Here is a 17,169-nt window from a genome sequence, read left to right on the forward strand (position 1 = left end):
GCCGGGTTCTTTTTTTACTAGCCTTACTGTATCCCAAAACCGCGTTTTTTGATATCTTAGAGGAAGTCATACCAATCAACGAATACATCGAATCAGGAGATTTCCGTTATGCGCAAACACATTGTAGCCATCGATATGGACGATACCCTATGCCATCTCGTGCCCAAAGCGATTTACTATCATAATCTGCAGTTTCCCGACCGTCAGCTCACCATGGACCAAATGACCAGCTTTGATATGACACAAATCTGGCATCCCGAGTGTAATGAAGATCTCTTCTTCGGACGCCCCGGCTTGTATGAGGAGCTGGAGATCTTTGATGAGCATACCGTCGAGGAAGTACGCAAAATGACGCAGGAGCATGATGTGATCATCGTTACGGCCGCCCGCCCCTCATCTGTACAGGAAAAATGGAACTGGCTGCAACGCTGGATGCCGTTTATCCCGTTTGAGAACTTCTTCGTCGCCAAGCGAAAAACGCTGCTGGACTTCGACCTGATAATCGATGACGGGCCGCATAATTTGCAGCCTGCCAAGGAAGCTGGCCGGCTCACCATCGGGATCCCACGCCCGTGGAACGCCCCGATTCAGCAGCAATTCCTCATGAAGGATTCATGGGAAGGCATGAGCGACTTGGTGAACCAGCTGTTGGCTGAACGTTTCCCAAGGGAATAGCTCAGCGGCTACTGCAGATGCCCCCGGATGGGAGCCGAAGTTGTTTCCCCGAAGGACACGTTTACGGCATGGCGGATCTCTACGCCTTCCTCCAGCAGTTCGATTTCGATGCTGGACCGGAACGGCGTCTCCAAACTCAGCTTCCCGCTCCGAATCCGCCTGCATCCGAGGCGGCTCCAAAACCAGCCCCTCCAGGACATGCCGCAGCTCTTTGATGCAGCGATGTAACATTTTCCAGGCGCTGAATATCTCCAAATTTCGCGCCAGCCTATCCAACAACCGAATCGAAGTATGCTAGAATAAAGAGCATGGTTTCGATAGAACGAATAGAAAGGGACGTCATCGTTGGCACAATTATTTTACAAGTACGGAGCAATGAACAGCGGCAAATCTATCGAAATTTTGAAGGTTGCCCACAATTATGAAGAGCAGAACAAACCGGTGCTGCTCTTTACTTCGGCGATCGATAACCGTGACGAGGTTGGTTATGTCTCCTCGCGGATTGGATTGCGCCGGCAGGCTATTCCGATTTATCCGAACACGAACCTCTTCGAAATCGTCAAAAATCATACCCCGCGCTTATACTGCGTATTGGTCGATGAATGCCAATTCCTCGGTGAGAACAACATTAAGCAGCTGGTCCGCATCGTCGATGAGCTGGATATTCCCGTGATGGCTTTCGGGTTGAAAAACGATTTCCAGAACCAGTTGTTCGAGGGCAGCCGCCTGCTGCTGATTTATGCGGACAAAATCGAGGAAATGAAAACGATCTGCTGGTTCTGCGCGCGCAAAGCAACGATGAACCTGCGGGTGGAGAACGGCAAACCCGTTTACACCGGCGAGCAGATCCAAATCGGCGGCAACGAGTCGTATTACCCGGTATGCCGGAAATGCCACGCCAACCCGCCGCTGTAATACTTCCGAATCTAAAAAAACGGACCGGCTAACGCCGGTCCGTTCGTCGTTTTTAATCCATATCGTAAATCGTGCCCACCTTCAGCCCGTACAGCTCGTTGTAGATCTTTTCTGCATAGGCGTCCGTCATGCCGGCAATATAATCGATGATCATATGCTCCCATGTCCAGATCGGTTTGGGCTTGGCCTGATCCCGGTCGAACCGGCGCAGCCAGTCACCGGGAATGATCGACTTGCTTGTCTCCGGATCCACGAAGGCATCCCACAGCCGCTTGATAATCCATGCGCTGCGCTTCTGCAGCCGTTGGACCCGCAAATCGCGGATCATCGTCACCCAAGCGAAGCTCTTCAGCACGCTCACCGTCCGCAGCATATCCTTATCCTCCTGCCCGTCCTTCACGAACGTGACCTTCTGCCAATCGCCGTCATCGATAACTCCCAGGCAGCCGACGAACAGGCTGACCCAATAGGCCTTCACCTCCCGGCGCGTGCGGGAATAGTCATGATCACACACCGGCATTTTGACATTCCAGATGCGCAGGAAATCGTCCAGCACCTCGGCCACCTTGACCTGAATTTGCTGCGGCTGCCATCCCGCCCAGCAAGCATCCTCCAACGTCATGATTTTCTCGACGATCAGTCTCTGAATGTGCGAGTCCTTGAGGAAATGCTCGTGCACCTCGATTTTTCCCGCCTTGATGCCATCCTCGAGATCGTGGGCCGAATAAGCGATGTCGTCGCAAAGGTCCATCAGCTGCGCCTCAAACGTCTTCTTCCCTTCGGGAATGCCCCAGCGGTCGCGAATGAAGGAGATGTACTCCCATTCATGCAGATATAACCCTTTCTTGTTGATCGTACCGGGATAAGGGTATTTATTTGTTCCAAGCAGCACCGCATCGGATAAGTTCAACCCGTCGATGTTTTCCCGCTTCTCCAGGAACATCATCAGCCGGAAATTGTGGGCGTTGCCTTCAAAATGCTCATATTTCTGACGGAATGCTGCCCTCGTTTGCTGCTCTTCCTCCGGAGTGGGCTGTTTGCCTTTAAGGGCAGTCCGTACCTTCTCCTCAATGAGCTTCTCCAATATTTGATCCAGCACCTCTTCGCCCTTGTGGCCAAACGGCGGATGGCCAAAATCATGGCAAATAGCGGCGCATTCCACCACCTCCGGATCGATGACCAAGCCTGGATGCTCGGCGCGGTCGGCCGCCAGCTCCGGATACGTGCGCAGAAGGCTGCGCGCCGCTTCCCGGGCGATCTGGGCGACCTCGAGCGAATGCGTCAGCCGGGTTCGATAATAATCGCCTGTGCCGGCCCCAAATACTTGCGATTTCCCCTGCAGCCGGCGGAAGGTCGGGGAATGGATCAACCGCGAATAGTCGCGTTCAAAGGTGGCACGGTTATTTTCGTGTCCGATATTGTCCGGGTATTGGCGGTGCTCCCTGAGTTCGTGGATATTCATGGCTCTTGCACTCCTTGTCGCGTTCTCTCTTTTCTGTTATTGTAGCCGTCCGCAGCCGGAACATAAAGCGCCGCCCCCCAAATTTGTTACCCTACAAAAAAATCACCCCGCAAACGCGGGGCTTTGCTCTAGCCGCTTTATTGTTCTTACGATACGCCAAGCCTCCAGGGTTCACCGCCTCCGGTCCGATTGATGTCGGCGCCAGGTTCCTCGCTCTCCCGATGACAGCACCCGCATTCCCAGGCCTCCTGCAACAACCACACATAATCCAGTGATTCCTGCAGGTCCAGCGATTCTCCTGGAATCACCTGCCTCCTTCCCTCCATTAACGCATAGACTTCGATATCGCCGGGCGGACGGCCAAATGCGCTGTGCCAAAACACGTTGACCAGATGGACAAAAGCTTGCGTGATGCTCTCATTCTCCTCCACGAGGAACTTCTGCACGGTCACCCAATCCGGGTTCCCCCGCTCTTGCCATACCGCTTGAAAAATAATAGACAAATGCAGATCCAGCCCCGCGACGTGCGTTCCCCAATTCTCATATAAAGCTAAGGGATACTCGTATATCCTCGTCCCCGTAATGAAAGTTAATTCCGACACCATCCGGTGGTACACCTGCCAGTAGAACAAGGGATCCGGAAAATCACGCTGATTCCGCGGCCAACGCCGGTTCAGCAGCACCTGGATCGGCGTATGCAAACGGACCGCCGGGAGAAGCGTGAAATAATCGTTGATAGCGTGACCCACTGCGTATTGCACGCGTTGCTGCCAGGAGATGCAAGAACCGCTGCCTGTTGGGCCGTACGATTGGCTGTACGTTTGGTTGTACGTTTGGCCGCACGCCCCTGCCGGACCGCTCGAGTCCAACTTCAGCGAACGCAGCCATTTTTCGAGCTCATAATCCGCAAGCTGCTTGGTCATGGCTGATTCAGCGCTCCTATGCGTTGTGCGAAATTGGCCCCGAACTCCCGGCACAATACCTTCTCCTCCGGACTTGGGCCGTATTCCACCTTGAGCGGCGGTTGGACGATGACCGCCCCGTTTTCCCGAAGCCGCTGCTCTAATTCATCTACGGCGGCGCAATACAGACGGTAGGAAGTATCTCCGCTGCCAAATACGGCAGCCCGGAATCCCGCCAAATTCAGCTCCTTCATTTCATCCACGAAATCGGCAAATTCGTCGGGAAGCTCCCCGTCTCCCCATGTATAAGCACCCAACAGGCAGGCATCATATTCCAACAAGCGTATGGCGTTGCAATCCTCCACCATCTTCAGATCCACAGCCGCTCCGGTTCCGCGAATCCCTTCAGCGATTAGTTCAGCCATTTCCTCCGTATTCCCGGTCAAGCTGGCATAGACGATGATGATATTGCTCATTCCCTCTCCAACTCCTTCCAAGTACATGACTTGATAACCGAAGTATAATTGATAATGATTATCATTGTCAATAATAGGGCGGCTAGTATCTTCTTCACACCTCTTTGCACGATTATCCCTTTCGTTCAGAACTGGGGATTGAGTGGAAGTATCGAGTGGAAGTGGAAGTTCACTGGGGGAGCCTTGCAGTGGAAAGGGACCTGGTGGGGATCGTCGGTTTTGGATTACACTACCTATCTGATGCAACGGGATAATCCTCAAAAAGAAGGGAGCGGATAGACACCATCAATAATAGCCGGAACCCCTTAAATGGAGTATCCGGCTTCTTCTTTTACTATACGAGCGATCAGCTCATTCCTACCCACGCATCGTTGGAGTAGCCGCGCTGCTCCCAATATCCGACATGCTCGCCTTCGATGAGCTCGATGCGGTTCAGCCACTTCACCGACCTGTAGGCGTACATTTTCGGCACGATCAGTCTTACCAGACCACCCAAGTCGCTCGGTATCGGCTTGCCGTCGTGCATCACCGCGACCATACAATCGTCCATATTCGCCTGATCCAAGGTGAGGGTATCGGTGTAGACGCCGTCCCCCGAATAGAACTTCACCGTTTTGGCGTTTGGCTTTACGCCGGCTTTTTGGAGCAGCTCCCGCAGCGGGATGCCTTCCCAAGTATTATTGTACACCGACCAGCCCGTCACACAGTGAAAATCACTCACCTGCACCTTCCGCTTCAGCTTGAGGAAGTCCTCCCAGCTCCATTTGAACTTGTTGTTCACCAGACCGTCGATCGTAAACGACCAGTTCTCGTTGGAGAAAGACGGAATGTCCGTGACCGTATATACCCGAAAATGTCCCTGCGCCCCGCCGCCAACTGGGCGAGCCTCGGGTTTAATCGACCGTCGGGCCGGTTCCTTCAACCATTTGGTCCGGGTTAAGGAGTGGTAAATGATGTACGGCAAACCGATCCAGGTTAATAAATCGTGCACGGTCAGCGCCGTATTGGACACTCTCGGACCCACCGCCTTGAACTGCCACAGCAGCACGCCCGAGCCAAACCAGCCCAGCAGTAAAGCTAGGACCACGAGAACGTTAAACCGCTGCCAGGGCTTCTGCCGCAGCTGCTTCCAATGCTTCCCCGCTAACAGCAAGTAATAAATGACCGGGAGGATCGAAGCAACGCCTACCGCGATATGCAGCCATTTGAGCCAAACCCGGCCCTCACCCAGCAAACCGCGCCAAAACCCGCCAACCAGCAGCAGCCCCGTCAGCGCAAGGATCACGACGATCCAGCCGTTCCAGGTATGCAAGGCGACGAGTTTCTTGCCATACCCTTTGCGCAGGCGCTCCAGCATTCCCTTCATACCTCCCCTCCTCCTTATTTTTGTTGTATATTCTCAGAACGCCTGCCATCATTCGCCTCAAGCACCGTGAACCAAAACGTACTGCCCCTCGTCTCCGATTCAACAACGCCGAAAGATCGAGCACCAGTAAATCGGGATGACCATCATTTCGTTGTCCTTCATCTCATTGCCCATCATGTCCTGACCCATTTCGCCGTCTTTCATCTCTTCGCCCATCATCTCTTGCCCCATTTCGTTACTGCCGGAAGAATTGTTCATCTCGGTGGAGGCGTTGGCCCCGTCATTCATCATGTTCCCTTTGTTCATGTCATTGTTTTTGGCACCGCAAGCGGCTAACGTCAGCATGGCCCCCCAGCATAAGAATCAATCCGATTTTTTTCATAATATTTCTTCCTTTCGTTATTTTTAGCTTTGTTCGTCCATCATCTTAGCGAAAAATGCTAACCATCTAAGAACCAACCGCTTGCGAATGTGTTAGAAAAGTCTTACGAAAGTCTTACAAAACCGCCACAAAATCAGAAAACCCGTCCCAGGTTAAGCCTGAAACGGGTTCAATTCGATTTAACGGGGACGACCCGCAATCCCATACATCAACAGGTCCACCGTGTGTTCAATTTCTTCGTCTTCATCGATCGGAAAATCCGGCACGAGGAGTACATGAACCAGAATCATCCCAATCATGACGCTGGCACCGGTTCTGACGATCCGCCATGGCGGCGCTTCAACAAGCTGCCCCTTTTCCTGAAAATGCAGAACAACTCGCTTGATCCGCTGAAAGACGATCTCGGAGGCCAAACTCTTCACCTGCTCCAGCAGCTCCGGCTGAAACGGGACCTCCTGGATCAGTATTTTGATAATCCGCATATTCTCCCGAACAAACTTGAAACGATCCTTCGCCAGCGCGCGAAAAAAGTCCTCCGCCCGCTCATAGGGCATCTCGATCATTTTGGCAAAATCCCGCAGCAGAAACGGCGCAACCAGCTTGATCACAATTGGTCCGGCGATAGACAGCAGCAGATCTTTCTTCGTCTTATAGTGGCGGAAAATCGTTCCCTCAGCTACCCCGGCCTTTTGCGCGATTTCACTGGTGGATGTGGCGGCATACCCTTTCTCGGCAAAAATCTCCGTCGCCGCCTCCAAAATTTTGATCTGCTTCTCCGTCTTCTTCTCCGTATCTTCTTCCGTCAACCGGATCAAGTCCTCCAGCCACTGCTCTTTCTTCTCCGACATAGAGGCCTCTCTCCTTTCCCTTCGTATCGTAGGCTTCTTTGTTCAGCGTACTATATTTTGCGGTGCTTGCGCAACGCGAGGACATTAGCGAGCATAAAGACGAAGGACAAGCCAGCCAGCACATACACATCCAGCGCGATTCCGCTCCAGCCTTCGCCGCGGATCATGATGCCGCGCAGCGCATCCGCCCCGTATTTCAGCGGTGTGATATGAGTAATCCAGCGCAGCCAAGGCGAAATGCTCTCCAGGTCAAACAATCCGGAGAAAAACACCTGCGGCACGATGACGATCGGAATGAACTGAATCATCTGGAACTCTGTGTTAGCGAACGCCGACAGCAAGGTGCCGAAGCTCAGAGCCGTGAGAGACAGCAGCAGCATGATGAGCAGCACGTAACCAAAGGAGCCCACCATCAAGCTGCCAAGCGCATACACCGTAAACCCGGCGATCAACACCGCCTGCAGACTGGTGAAGATCCCGAACCCGGCCATATAACCGACGACGATTTCCCATCGGCGCAGCGGCGTGGCGAGCAACCGTTCCAGCGTGCCGCTTGTTCGTTCGCGCAGGAAAGACACGCCCGCGATCAGGAATACGAAGAAGAAAGCAAACAATCCGATTAACACTGGACTAAAGCTGTCGAAGCTCGACATGTCTGCAGATCCGTGCAAATATTCGAACTCCGGCGCAGCGGCGTTCCCATTCGGATTTTGCGTTATTCCGGCTGGAGTTGCTTGCCCCTGAAGCGTTTTTTGCATGAGCAGCATGACGGCCCGGTTTTTGGATGGATCGCTGCCTTCCAGCTTCACCTGCGCCGCCCCCTGATCTAAGCGAATAAACGCATCGATCTCTTGATCAGCCAAGGCCGCCTCGGCCGCTTCAACGGTATCGTAGGTGGTGACTTCCGCATCAGCAGCGGTTAATTTCTCCGTAATCGCAGCAGGCAGCTGCACGGTACCAATCTTCGGTTGGTAGGTGTCTCCATTAAACACAAGATACATTAAGGATAAGACCAGAAGCGGAGCGACGACCAACAACGCCAGCGTTCTTTTGTCATGGATAAACTGACGGACGATACGGACAATCACAGCCCGGATTCTCATGCACGAACACCTCCGTAATGCAAAAAGGCTTCCTCAATCGTCGCGCTGCCAGTCTCCTGTTTCAGCGCCTCCGGCGTACCTACGGCGATCAAATTACCGTCCCTTACCATCCCTAGCCGATGACATTTGTCGGCTTCGTCCATGACGTGGGTGGTGACGAGAATCGTCGTGCCTTTTTGGCTCAGGTGTTCGAATTCGTCCCAAATGGACTTGCGCAGCACCGGGTCGATCCCGACGGTAGGTTCGTCGAGAATGAGCACCTCAGGCTCATGCATAAGCGCGATCGCCAGCGACAATCGGCGTTTCATCCCGCCGGAGTAAGCGCTGACCGGACGTTTCAAATGATCCGTCAAATTGACAAGCGCCATAACTTCTTCGATTCGCCGCTTCATTTCCACACCTTTTAACCCAAATAACGCCCCAAAAAACTCTAGGTTCTCCTTTGCCGTAAGCTCGTTGTACATCGCGTCAGATTGAGCCATATAGCCGATGCGGTTCATCATGCTGAGCTTTGGCATTCGGATGCCCAGCACCTCAACCTCGCCGCTGGTCGCTTCGTCGATGCCGGCGATCATTTTCACGAACGTTGTCTTGCCAGAGCCCGACGGCCCCAGCAGTCCAAAAATCTCATTGCGCCGCACCTCCAGGCTGATCCCGTGCAGCACCTCTTTATCGTTGAACTTGCGGGTCACTCCTTGAGTTCGAATACAAACTTCTTGATTAGACATCTGCACCACTCCTCTATGGGACAGGTTGTTGACGTGAGTACTTACTCACATTTTCTTGATGGTTCAAATATACTCCTCGCCGAGTAAATAGTCAAGTGAGTAATCACTCACTTTTGTTGGATTCCTGTCATAGATTGTCGGCGATTTAGCGCTGGATGATATGGAAGTACTCCCCTTTTCTTGATAAACTGTTGTTACAAAACACGGTGAAAATTAGGAGGCAGTATGAAAAAGAAATTTCTAATTTCAGCGATTCTCACAACGGTTCTTATGCTTGTGTCTATTCCTGCATATGCTTCTGCACCCGCCGCTACACTGATTATTAACGGCAATGTAATCCTTGCAGATCTTAAAGTGATCAATGGAACAACATACGTTCCGCTTAGGGTGATATCGGAACACCTTGAGGACGTCGATCTGTACTATAACTCTGCGACCAACACAATTACCATGAATCAACGAAAGACGAATGATCCCTCACAGACCCCAATGAGCCCCCCATCAACGACAGCTTTAACTGGCAAAGAATTAGAGGAATATTTATCAAATCATTTCTCAAAATTAACGACTTCTCTGGGTGAAACTATCCTTTATTTTTCAATTGAGGAGAACAACTCCGATCTGCACCCTTACGATTATTGTATCAAGGTTAAATATGATCCGAAATTCTACGGAAATTTAAAAGACGTAGCCGATAACCCATCTGCACAGCGAGAAAAGATAATTCTAGATGTTAGATCTGAACTCCGTGCTCATATGGAATCTATAGCAAAATCCGCAATTGCTGTCATGCCCGGGAAAAAGTTATGTGGATATTACTATTACGAGAACGCCAATGAGCCAGCTAAACAAGCTGAACTTGCCAAATTCAAGACCAATGCCTGGCAAAATTACGATGGTTCTTCTTCAACCAAATATACGGATTCCAAAATCACTCAATTTCAGTGGACCACATCCGAAGTGAACGGAGTGAAATAAAAGGCAGTCTCCGGTTCCGAGCGTGACGTCTCTCCATAACAAAAGAACGCCCCTCTATCGCAGCTTGTACGAGATTAGGGCGTTCTTTGTTTTATTTTAGTGAGCGATCACCATTCTACCGTCAACGACACTGGGCAATGATCACTGCCCAAGATGTGGCAGTCGATGCCTGCATCCTGCAACTTCGGCGCAAGCCGGGAGGAAGCGAGGAAGTAGTCGATCCGCCAGCCGATGTTCCGCTCGCGAATTTTCGGCATATATGACCACCAGCTGTACACGCCTTCGCAGTCCGGGTAGAAATGCCGGAACGTATCGATAAACCCGGAGGCCAGCAGCTCGGTCATTTTGCCGCGCTCTTCCAGCGTATAACCGGAGTTGCCTTCATTGGACTTGGCGTTCTTGATATCTATGGGATTGTGGGCGACGTTCAGGTCGCCGCAAACAATGACCGGTTTGACCGCATCCAGGCCCGTAAGGTAAGTGCGGAACCGGTCCTCCCACTCCATCCGGTAACCCAAACGGGAGAGGTCGCGTTTCGCATTCGGCGTATACACGGTAACAAGATAAAATTGCTCGAATTCCAGCGTGATAATCCGCCCCTCCGGCTCATAATCCTCCTCCATGCCATAACGCACGGACAAAGGTTTGATGCGCGTGAAGACAGCGGTGCCGGAGTAGCCTTTTTTCTCCGCATAGTTCCAATACTGCTCGTATTCGCTGCCAAGGTCCAGCTCGATCTGCCCTTCCTGCAGCTTCGTCTCTTGAAGGCAGAAGATGTCCGCATCCGCCTCTTTGAAATAGTCCAAAAATCCCTTGCCCACGCAGGCGCGCAGTCCGTTGACGTTCCATGAAACCAGCTTCATGATAATCTCCTTGCCTTGATGTAATCGAGAATTGCGAAAAACCCAATCTAGCAATCTCGTCTATGAATCATGGTTCCAGTTTAACACGTCATACGCCGTTCAAAAAGGCTTTGCCCTTCTTCACGACCTGGGCATCGTACAGGTTCACCGTCGTGCTGAGGATGTAAGAAGGCGGCTGCTTTCCGCGGTTATTTTTATGGCCTTGGATGTGTGCGTCGCTTTTTTCCCAGTTCTTCCATGCTTCCTGCGACTCCCATCGGATCACGACCACCACTTCCTCCTGCTCTTGGCTCTTTCGATTCACCATCACGCTGATGTCCACCAAGCCCTCCATCTGGTCGATGGCGCCCTCTTGGCTAAATCTAGCAATCACCTTGTCGCTGTTGCCCTTCTCAATGACCATGGTCCTTGTCATAACAAACATTCCGGTTCCTCCCTATGGAAAAAAATATCACTTCTCTTCTCGCTTACGCTTCCGCAAGCACAGGTACCTCATAGGTTCCTGGCAACCAGCGGCGCTTCCGGCTCACCGCTTCAGGCGGCATAACCTGCGGCGCCTGCGGATGCAGCAGCCACGACTTCACCGCATGGGTATCGGATACCCGATACAGCGGCGGCTCCTGCTCGAAGTCGATCTTCATCGCGTACGAGCTCCGCAGTGCAAACGCGTCCCCTTGCGGTGGACGGATCAAGTCCGGCGGCGTGCCGGGGATCGCCGCCAGCTTCCCGCCGCCATGTCCATCGAGACTTGGCATCGAGGCCAGCAGTCCCCACGTATACGGATGGCGCGGGTCATAGAAAATTTCCTCCGCCGTCCCCGTCTCCACGATCTGCCCGGCGTACATCACCGCGACGCGGTCGGCCATTTTAGCTACGACGCCAAGGTCGTGTGTAATAAAAATAATGGCCGTGCCGATCTTCCGCTGCAGCTCTTTCATGAGCTCCAGAATCTGCGCCTGAATCGTAACGTCCAGCGCCGTGGTTGGCTCATCGGCGATCAGCAGCTTCGGGTTGGCCGCCAGCGCGATAGCGATCATGACCCGCTGCCGCATCCCGCCGCTGAACTCGTGCGGGTATTGGTGAAAGCGCCGCTCGGGCGACTTGATCCCAACCAGACCCAGCAGCTCCACGGCCCGCTGGTACGCGGCTTCTTTGGACATATGCTCATGGGTATGAAGCACCTCGGTGATCTGCTTCCCTACCTTCATGGTTGGGTTGAGCGAGGTCATCGGATCCTGAAAGATCATCCCGATCTCCTTGCCGCGAATCCGTTGCATCTGTTTCTCCGTTTTGCTGGTCAGCTCTTGCCCGTCAAACCAAATCTCCCCGCGTTTATATACGCCCTGCGGCCGGGGAATCAGTTGCATGATGGCCTGAGACGTGACGCTTTTGCCCGAGCCCGATTCGCCTACGATGGCCAGCGTTTCCCCTTTGTCGACGTAGAAGTTCACGCCGCGAATGGCCTGCACTTCCCCCTCCCGGGTATGAAACGAGATGGCCAAATCCTTCACTTCCAATAAGTGTTCCATGTTATCCCGATTCCTCACTCTCCACTCCCCTAATCGGAGTCTCTCTATAGTAAGATGACGGAGGGCAGAACCTAATGAAACGGATGAACTAGATTAACTAAGATAACTAGGTTTAACCCGTTGAAGTTCTCCTCGCCATTTAATGATAATGATTATCATTATTAAGTATAGCATATTTGTCTGTCAAAGCTCAAATGGAAAAACCCAGTCCCTGTGCCCTCCTATCCCCCTGAGCTCTCGCGAAATTTTCAATTTTAAGTCAGACTATTTCTCTATACACTCTGCCGAGGCTATGATAAGATATCAAATATGCAAAGATTCAGAGATATGAAATTTATGATTTTAAGGAGTTTAATCGATGGACGCGAACTTGCAACAATTTAAAGCGGAATTCTTCAAAGCTCTCGCCCATCCGATGCGAATTCGTATTCTGGAGGTGCTGAGCGAAGGCGAACGGAATGTCAACGAGCTGCAATCGATCCTTGGATCGGAAGGGTCAGCCGTATCTCAACAATTAGCCGTTCTTCGGGCCAAAAATCTGGTCAATACCGTCAAGGAAGGCACGACGGTTGTTTACTCGCTTCGAGATCCACTGCTGAAAGATTTGCTCGCGGTAGCCCGGCAAATTTTCGACAATCACTTGGTCGAATCCATTTCCTTACTGCGCGGGATCCGAAAACAAAAATAAGGATCCTCAAGTTTCCCCGTCGGGCTGCGGGGGTCTTTTTTGTTTGTGGGAAAGTACTTGCTCTATGAAATGCAGATTTTTAAGAAAAGAAGGGTTTAACGGATGAAGTGGAGTGGAAGGTTCACCAATGTTAATGCGACAACGCTGCGCAAAGATTTGATATCGGGGTGTATTGTTGGCATCGTGGCCCTCCCGCTTGGGATGGCTTTTGCAATCGCGTCCGGCGTCGAGCCGGAGTATGGGCTGTATACAACGATCGTCGCCGGGATCTTGATTTCGCTGTTAGGCGGATCCCGATTCCAAATCGGCGGCCCTACCGGGGCGTTTATTCCGATTCTGCTCGCAATTGTGCTGCAATACGGCTATGAGAATCTCCTGATCGCCGGCTTTCTGGCCGGGATCATGCTGGTGTTGATGGGCCTGCTGCGGCTCGGAACGCTGATCAAATTCATCCCGAGGCCGGTCACGATTGGGTTTACCGCCGGCATTGCGGTGACGATCTTCAGCGGGCAAATCGGGAATTTCCTTGGTTTGACCGGGATGAAGCGGCATGAATATTTTCATGAAAATATTAAGGAAATCTTCCTGCAGCTTCATACGTTTAACTTCTACAGCTTCCTGACTGCAGGTATCTGCCTGGCAGCCCTGCTGCTGACGCCCAAGTTTCTCCCGAAAATCCCCGGATCGCTGGTTGGCATCCTCGTGTCTACGTTAGCTGCGACGTGGCTGTTCCCCGACCGGGTGACGACCATCGGCTCCGCTTACGGGGCGATTCCCGGCGGCTTGCCGGATTTCCACCCGCTGGCCTTGTCCTGGGACAACATCGTACCGATGCTCCAGCCAGCGCTGATCATCGCCTTGCTTGGCGGCATCGAATCGCTGCTCTCTGCCGTTGTAGCGGACAGCATGACCGGCACCCGTCACGACAGCAACCGCGAGCTGATCGGGCAAGGTCTCGCCAACATGGCCGCTCCGCTGTTCGGCGGCATTCCAGCGACCGGGGCGATCGCCCGCACGGCGACGAATATCAAGAACGGAGCAGTGTCTCCTTTTTCCGGCATCATTCATGGCGTCGTTGTGCTGCTGATCGTCGCTTTGTTTGCGCCATATGCATCCAACATCCCGCTGGCCAGCATGGCCCCGATCCTGATGGTCGTCGCCTGGAACATGAGCGAGCGCAAAGCGTTTGTCCACATGCTGAAGACACGGACCAGCGATACGCTCGTACTGATCGTTACGTTCCTGCTGACCGTATTTACGACGTTGACCATAGCTGTCGAGGTGGGATTGGTGCTGGCTGTTCTGCTGTTCGTCAAACGGATGAGTGACCTGCTCACCGTTGACAAGGTGCTGCCCGATTGGGCCTCCGGCAAGGAGAAGGTACGGGCGCATATCGTGTCCAAGGATCATGATTGCCCGCAAGTTTCCATTTTCACCATCGACGGACCGTTGTTCTTTGGCGCTTCACAAGCGTTTGATCGGTTTGTCTCGCAAATTGAAGGCGGACTGCTGCGAGTGGTGTTGATCCGAATGGGCAAGGTACCGTTTATGGATACGACCGGCGAAGCGAATTTTGCCGCCCTGATCAAGCGGCTGCAACAAGCCGGCATCACTGTCCTCGTCTCCGGCCTTCGTGCGCAGCCGCGCAAGCTGATGGACAAAGCCGGTTGCTATGCCATGATTGGCGAAGAGCATTTTTTTGAAAGCACCGGGGAAGCCCTCACCTACGCTTTAAGCCAAATCAACAACGACAAGTGCCGCGGCTGCAAGCATTTCGCTTTCCGCGAATGCGCCGCCCTGTGCGGGGCGGCGGAGCACGAGCGGCACAAGCGTACCGAACTCGCCGGGACGCTGGCTCGGGAAAGCAAGGTTACGGTGTAGCTCTGCTGGGGCTGTAAATCCGGCTAAAACCTCCCAAATAGGATGTAGTACATCCTATTTGGGAGGTTTTTTATGCTGTTTTGAAGTGATCTTCCATATTTACTGGAAGTTAACCTTCCTTTTATTGAGTATGAAACGGCTGGCGTTCGATTCATCACAGGTAACGGCGTAGTAACTCGAGTTCATTCAAAAAGCGGAGGTTGGCAAATTTTGTAATATTCATCAAGAAAACGCAACCCTTTTTTGGGGAGAAGGGTTGCGTTTTCTACACTCCGAAAAACTTACTTTTTAAATAATTCCTGAATAACGGCCGGGGGATCAGCCTTGCTTGTTATTTTGTAAAATGAAGATCTGCCCCTGTTATACTCAAAAATATTGATGTAATGGTTATCATAAAGGATTAATCCAAACGCTAACTCCCTGTTGACTTTTATAGTTATCCAGTAGGACTCCGTGTAACTAATGTTTGATAAATTCGTTTTCTTTAACTCAAGATGTGAAAAATAATCTATAGTTCTTCTTCATCTGCAGAGTTATATAATCGACTAATGACTTGTAATGAGCTTATTTCATCAAAATTTATATCTTTCAACACAATCTCGTTAAATGTAGTATTTTTTGAATTGTTATAAAAAATCAATGTACCAGCAACTAATAAAATAAAAATTATTCCAATTGCAATGTATTTATAACGTTTCATAGAACATCACCTCGTCTTCTCCATAAAAACTTTTTCATTTTCAGCATTAGAACTCCAATCATTCTTCAAACTGTAGGATGCTTTATGAACAGGCTCCTGCTGTAAAACAGCAGTTTCAGATTCAAAAACCAGATCAAACAACTTACTTTCTTTTGAATTTATTCTTAATCTATAAGTTTCATTCTCATCAACTTCAAGCCTACTGGATTTCTTTAGGGCTAGGAGTAAAACCAAAATCTCCTTTGATTTAATCAAAAACTTTGAAGGAAGTATTTATCTTCTCTAAAGTCAACGATAATCAAACGATCAGTCGCCTTAAATAAAGAAATTATCGGTGCCCACTCCTCCTGATCGTCAAGCCCGATCATTCAACGCTCCAGCGTAAACTCATCCAACTTGCGGCCGTTCACGGTATACGCGATGTACACCAAGGTGTGCTCGCTTACGGTGATCCCGGCAAACGTCTGCTTGTTGGGTTGGGTGTGTACGGCATGGTAGAACTTATCTTTTTTTAAATCGTTAAATTTGGGACCGGAGGTGTTGGTGACGACATAGACGGTCCCTTTGCCGTCTTGGGCGATTTGTCCATCCCTGATCGGATAGGAGCGGGAATATTCATGGTTGTGCCCCTGCAGCACCAGATCCACGCCAAACTCATCGAACACCGGAATCCAATCCTCGATTTTGTCGTACTGATTTCCACCGTAAGCAGGCCGATGAATCGCCACGATTGTCCAAGGCTTGGTGTTCTTGCGCAAATCCTCTCTGAGCCATTCCGTCTGCCTTTTGATTTTGGACTCCGTATTGAGCACAACGATATGAGCAAATCCATAATCAAAAGAATACGTAGTCCCCGGCGTAGCTCCCTCCGCCCCATTCTCCGGCACAAGAAAATGCGACGTAAACGCCGAAGCGTCCCCGGAAATTTCATCATGATTGCCCGCCACCGGCATCAGCGGCACGCGGGTAAGCCATTGGGCGGCTTGTCCAAACAGCCATTTCCAGCCCTGCGCATCGTCCGGATTCTCTGTCATATCCCCGTTGTGCACGATGAAGCGGGCTTCCGGGAATGCTTGAAACGCTTTGTCCAACGTGCGCGCCCAAGGCCGGAAATCCGCAGCCTTCTCGCCTTGCGAATCCGTGACGTTAATGAAGGTAAACGCCTGAGGTTCCTCAGGTTCTGTCACAAAGCTGACCGGCTCGCTCCAGCCGTCTTCCTGTCCATTTCCCACGCGGTAGACATACGTCGTTCCCGGACGAAGGCCGGCGGCTAACACCTTGTACACTGTCTGCCCTTTGCCCCCGTCCTCCATCACGGACGCCTTCGCTTTGAAGCTGAGCACCTCTGCCTCGTTCCAGGAAGGATCGGGCTCCGCCCCCTCCGCGATCTGCAAAATCCCAGGCTCCCCGGACGCCCCTTCAGTCTGCCAGGTGAACGCCATCGTCGTCCGCGCATCCCCGCCGATCGTCATCACGATCGATTGGGGTTTCGGGACGGCGGATACGCCAGCCTGTTGTTTTTTTTGCCAGCCAAAGACGACGATGCCAAGCAGCAACACAACTACCACTATCCCCAGCCAAACCATCTGACTCCGACCTTTCATATAAAAAAACTCCTTCGTGAATTTCCCTCAAGATAATGCGCGGGGGAGCCCCCTGTCAACTTTCCGACT

19 protein-coding genes are annotated in these 17,169 nt (G+C 51.8%); 5 read left to right on the plus strand and 14 right to left on the minus strand.

The genetic code is table 11. From position 1 onward, the window contains the following. Positions 1-108: 108 nt before the first annotated feature. Positions 109-675 (plus strand): 5' nucleotidase, NT5C type, encoded by a 567-nt coding sequence (locus U9M73_RS21690; RefSeq protein WP_260070691.1) that lies wholly within the window; start codon positions 109-111, stop codon positions 673-675. 8 nt (positions 676-683) lie between these two features. On the opposite strand, the gene U9M73_RS21695 is transcribed toward U9M73_RS21690, so the two are convergent. Beyond that, positions 684-875, minus strand: a complete 192-nt coding sequence (locus U9M73_RS21695) for a hypothetical protein (RefSeq protein WP_198136181.1) — start codon at positions 873-875, stop codon at positions 684-686. A gap of 145 nt (positions 876-1,020) precedes the next feature. On the opposite strand from U9M73_RS21695, the gene U9M73_RS21700 reads away from it, so the two are divergent. After that, positions 1,021-1,590 carry a thymidine kinase gene (locus tag U9M73_RS21700; protein ID WP_323079235.1) on the plus strand — a complete coding sequence of 190 codons (570 nt, stop codon included), beginning with the start codon at positions 1,021-1,023 and terminating at the stop codon, positions 1,588-1,590. A gap of 52 nt (positions 1,591-1,642) precedes the next feature. Here U9M73_RS21700 and U9M73_RS21705 read toward each other — a convergent pair whose 3' ends face one another. The 8 genes from U9M73_RS21705 to U9M73_RS21740 all read right to left on the minus strand — a co-directional run bounded on the left by U9M73_RS21705 (position 1,643) and on the right by U9M73_RS21740 (position 8,857). Beyond that, the gene (locus U9M73_RS21705) at positions 1,643-3,052 is read right to left on the minus strand and encodes a deoxyguanosinetriphosphate triphosphohydrolase family protein (protein WP_323079236.1); all 1,410 of its coding nucleotides are present in this window, start codon (positions 3,050-3,052) and stop codon (positions 1,643-1,645) included. 146 nt (positions 3,053-3,198) lie between these two features. Beyond that, entirely contained in the window at positions 3,199-3,975 is a 777-nt protein-coding gene (locus tag U9M73_RS21710; RefSeq protein ID WP_323079237.1) for a hypothetical protein, read from the minus strand. Beyond that, positions 3,972-4,430, minus strand: a complete 459-nt coding sequence (locus U9M73_RS21715) for a flavodoxin (RefSeq protein WP_009224443.1) — start codon at positions 4,428-4,430, stop codon at positions 3,972-3,974. Before U9M73_RS21715 ends, U9M73_RS21710 begins: the two co-directional genes overlap by 4 nt. A 346-nt stretch (positions 4,431-4,776) precedes the next feature. Beyond that, on the minus strand, positions 4,777-5,796 hold the full coding sequence (locus U9M73_RS21720; RefSeq protein WP_323079240.1) for a molybdopterin-dependent oxidoreductase: 1,020 nt from the start codon (positions 5,794-5,796) through the stop codon (positions 4,777-4,779). A gap of 99 nt (positions 5,797-5,895) precedes the next feature. Continuing rightward, complete coding sequence (locus U9M73_RS21725) at positions 5,896-6,141, minus strand: hypothetical protein (protein WP_009224441.1); 246 nt, start codon at positions 6,139-6,141, stop codon at positions 5,896-5,898. A gap of 216 nt (positions 6,142-6,357) precedes the next feature. Continuing rightward, entirely contained in the window at positions 6,358-7,026 is a 669-nt protein-coding gene (locus U9M73_RS21730) for a TetR/AcrR family transcriptional regulator (RefSeq protein WP_009224440.1), read from the minus strand. A gap of 50 nt (positions 7,027-7,076) precedes the next feature. Further along, positions 7,077-8,129 (minus strand): ABC transporter permease, encoded by a 1,053-nt coding sequence (locus tag U9M73_RS21735; RefSeq protein ID WP_028539957.1) that lies wholly within the window; start codon positions 8,127-8,129, stop codon positions 7,077-7,079. Then, on the minus strand, positions 8,126-8,857 hold the full coding sequence (locus tag U9M73_RS21740) for an ABC transporter ATP-binding protein (protein ID WP_323079242.1): 732 nt from the start codon (positions 8,855-8,857) through the stop codon (positions 8,126-8,128). The genes U9M73_RS21735 and U9M73_RS21740 overlap by 4 nt, the downstream gene beginning before the upstream one ends. A 225-nt stretch (positions 8,858-9,082) precedes the next feature. On the opposite strand from U9M73_RS21740, the gene U9M73_RS21745 reads away from it, so the two are divergent. Next, positions 9,083-9,835: a stalk domain-containing protein gene (locus tag U9M73_RS21745; protein WP_323079243.1), complete on the plus strand. Its 753-nt coding sequence runs from the start codon at positions 9,083-9,085 to the stop codon at positions 9,833-9,835. 107 nt (positions 9,836-9,942) lie between these two features. On the opposite strand, the gene U9M73_RS21750 is transcribed toward U9M73_RS21745, so the two are convergent. The 3 genes from U9M73_RS21750 to U9M73_RS21760 all read right to left on the minus strand — a co-directional run bounded on the left by U9M73_RS21750 (position 9,943) and on the right by U9M73_RS21760 (position 12,227). Next, entirely contained in the window at positions 9,943-10,698 is a 756-nt protein-coding gene (locus U9M73_RS21750) for an exodeoxyribonuclease III (protein WP_323079245.1), read from the minus strand. Between the two features lie 88 nt (positions 10,699-10,786). Further along, a complete protein-coding gene (locus U9M73_RS21755; RefSeq protein WP_009224435.1) occupies positions 10,787-11,122 on the minus strand; it encodes an antibiotic biosynthesis monooxygenase in 336 nt (111 codons plus the stop codon). Between the two features lie 43 nt (positions 11,123-11,165). After that, a complete protein-coding gene (locus U9M73_RS21760) occupies positions 11,166-12,227 on the minus strand; it encodes an ABC transporter ATP-binding protein (protein WP_028539953.1) in 1,062 nt (353 codons plus the stop codon). 358 nt (positions 12,228-12,585) lie between these two features. Here U9M73_RS21760 and U9M73_RS21765 point away from each other — a divergent pair, with 358 nt between their 5' ends. Both U9M73_RS21765 and U9M73_RS21770 read left to right on the plus strand, forming a co-directional pair. Beyond that, complete coding sequence (locus U9M73_RS21765) at positions 12,586-12,915, plus strand: ArsR/SmtB family transcription factor (RefSeq protein WP_009224433.1); 330 nt, start codon at positions 12,586-12,588, stop codon at positions 12,913-12,915. Between the two features lie 102 nt (positions 12,916-13,017). Next, on the plus strand, positions 13,018-14,796 hold the full coding sequence (locus tag U9M73_RS21770; protein WP_323079250.1) for a SulP family inorganic anion transporter: 1,779 nt from the start codon (positions 13,018-13,020) through the stop codon (positions 14,794-14,796). Positions 14,797-15,304: 508 nt separating this feature from the next. Here the strand turns inward: U9M73_RS21770 and U9M73_RS21775 are convergent. Next, a complete protein-coding gene (locus tag U9M73_RS21775; protein WP_323079251.1) occupies positions 15,305-15,496 on the minus strand; it encodes a hypothetical protein in 192 nt (63 codons plus the stop codon). Positions 15,497-15,864: 368 nt separating this feature from the next. Then, a complete protein-coding gene (locus U9M73_RS21780; protein WP_323079252.1) occupies positions 15,865-17,100 on the minus strand; it encodes a purple acid phosphatase family protein in 1,236 nt (411 codons plus the stop codon). Between the last annotated feature and the right edge of the window lie 69 nt (positions 17,101-17,169).

This window comes from Paenibacillus phoenicis (assembly GCF_034718895.1).
In the GTDB taxonomy this organism is placed as follows: Bacteria; Bacillota; Bacilli; order Paenibacillales; family Paenibacillaceae; genus Fontibacillus; species Fontibacillus phoenicis.

What these genes read in the sequence shown, in the direction of transcription:
- U9M73_RS21775 (WP_323079251.1), bottom strand. Translation starts at nt 15,496, where the DNA reads ATGAAACGTTATAAATACATTGCAATTGGAATAATTTTTATTTTATTA.
- U9M73_RS21730 (WP_009224440.1), bottom strand. Translation starts at nt 7,026, where the DNA reads ATGTCGGAGAAGAAAGAGCAGTGGCTGGAGGACTTGATCCGGTTGACG.
- U9M73_RS21765 (WP_009224433.1), top strand. Translation starts at nt 12,586, where the DNA reads ATGGACGCGAACTTGCAACAATTTAAAGCGGAATTCTTCAAAGCTCTC.
- U9M73_RS21740 (WP_323079242.1), bottom strand. Translation starts at nt 8,857, where the DNA reads ATGTCTAATCAAGAAGTTTGTATTCGAACTCAAGGAGTGACCCGCAAG.
- U9M73_RS21745 (WP_323079243.1), top strand. Translation starts at nt 9,083, where the DNA reads ATGAAAAAGAAATTTCTAATTTCAGCGATTCTCACAACGGTTCTTATG.
- U9M73_RS21735 (WP_028539957.1), bottom strand. Translation starts at nt 8,129, where the DNA reads ATGAGAATCCGGGCTGTGATTGTCCGTATCGTCCGTCAGTTTATCCAT.
- U9M73_RS21715 (WP_009224443.1), bottom strand. Translation starts at nt 4,430, where the DNA reads ATGAGCAATATCATCATCGTCTATGCCAGCTTGACCGGGAATACGGAG.
- U9M73_RS21710 (WP_323079237.1), bottom strand. Translation starts at nt 3,975, where the DNA reads ATGACCAAGCAGCTTGCGGATTATGAGCTCGAAAAATGGCTGCGTTCG.
- U9M73_RS21760 (WP_028539953.1), bottom strand. Translation starts at nt 12,227, where the DNA reads ATGGAACACTTATTGGAAGTGAAGGATTTGGCCATCTCGTTTCATACC.
- U9M73_RS21720 (WP_323079240.1), bottom strand. Translation starts at nt 5,796, where the DNA reads ATGAAGGGAATGCTGGAGCGCCTGCGCAAAGGGTATGGCAAGAAACTC.
- U9M73_RS21705 (WP_323079236.1), bottom strand. Translation starts at nt 3,052, where the DNA reads ATGAATATCCACGAACTCAGGGAGCACCGCCAATACCCGGACAATATC.
- U9M73_RS21780 (WP_323079252.1), bottom strand. Translation starts at nt 17,100, where the DNA reads ATGAAAGGTCGGAGTCAGATGGTTTGGCTGGGGATAGTGGTAGTTGTG.
- U9M73_RS21770 (WP_323079250.1), top strand. Translation starts at nt 13,018, where the DNA reads ATGAAGTGGAGTGGAAGGTTCACCAATGTTAATGCGACAACGCTGCGC.
- U9M73_RS21725 (WP_009224441.1), bottom strand. Translation starts at nt 6,141, where the DNA reads ATGCTGACGTTAGCCGCTTGCGGTGCCAAAAACAATGACATGAACAAA.
- U9M73_RS21750 (WP_323079245.1), bottom strand. Translation starts at nt 10,698, where the DNA reads ATGAAGCTGGTTTCATGGAACGTCAACGGACTGCGCGCCTGCGTGGGC.
- U9M73_RS21690 (WP_260070691.1), top strand. Translation starts at nt 109, where the DNA reads ATGCGCAAACACATTGTAGCCATCGATATGGACGATACCCTATGCCAT.
- U9M73_RS21755 (WP_009224435.1), bottom strand. Translation starts at nt 11,122, where the DNA reads ATGTTTGTTATGACAAGGACCATGGTCATTGAGAAGGGCAACAGCGAC.
- U9M73_RS21695 (WP_198136181.1), bottom strand. Translation starts at nt 875, where the DNA reads ATGTCCTGGAGGGGCTGGTTTTGGAGCCGCCTCGGATGCAGGCGGATT.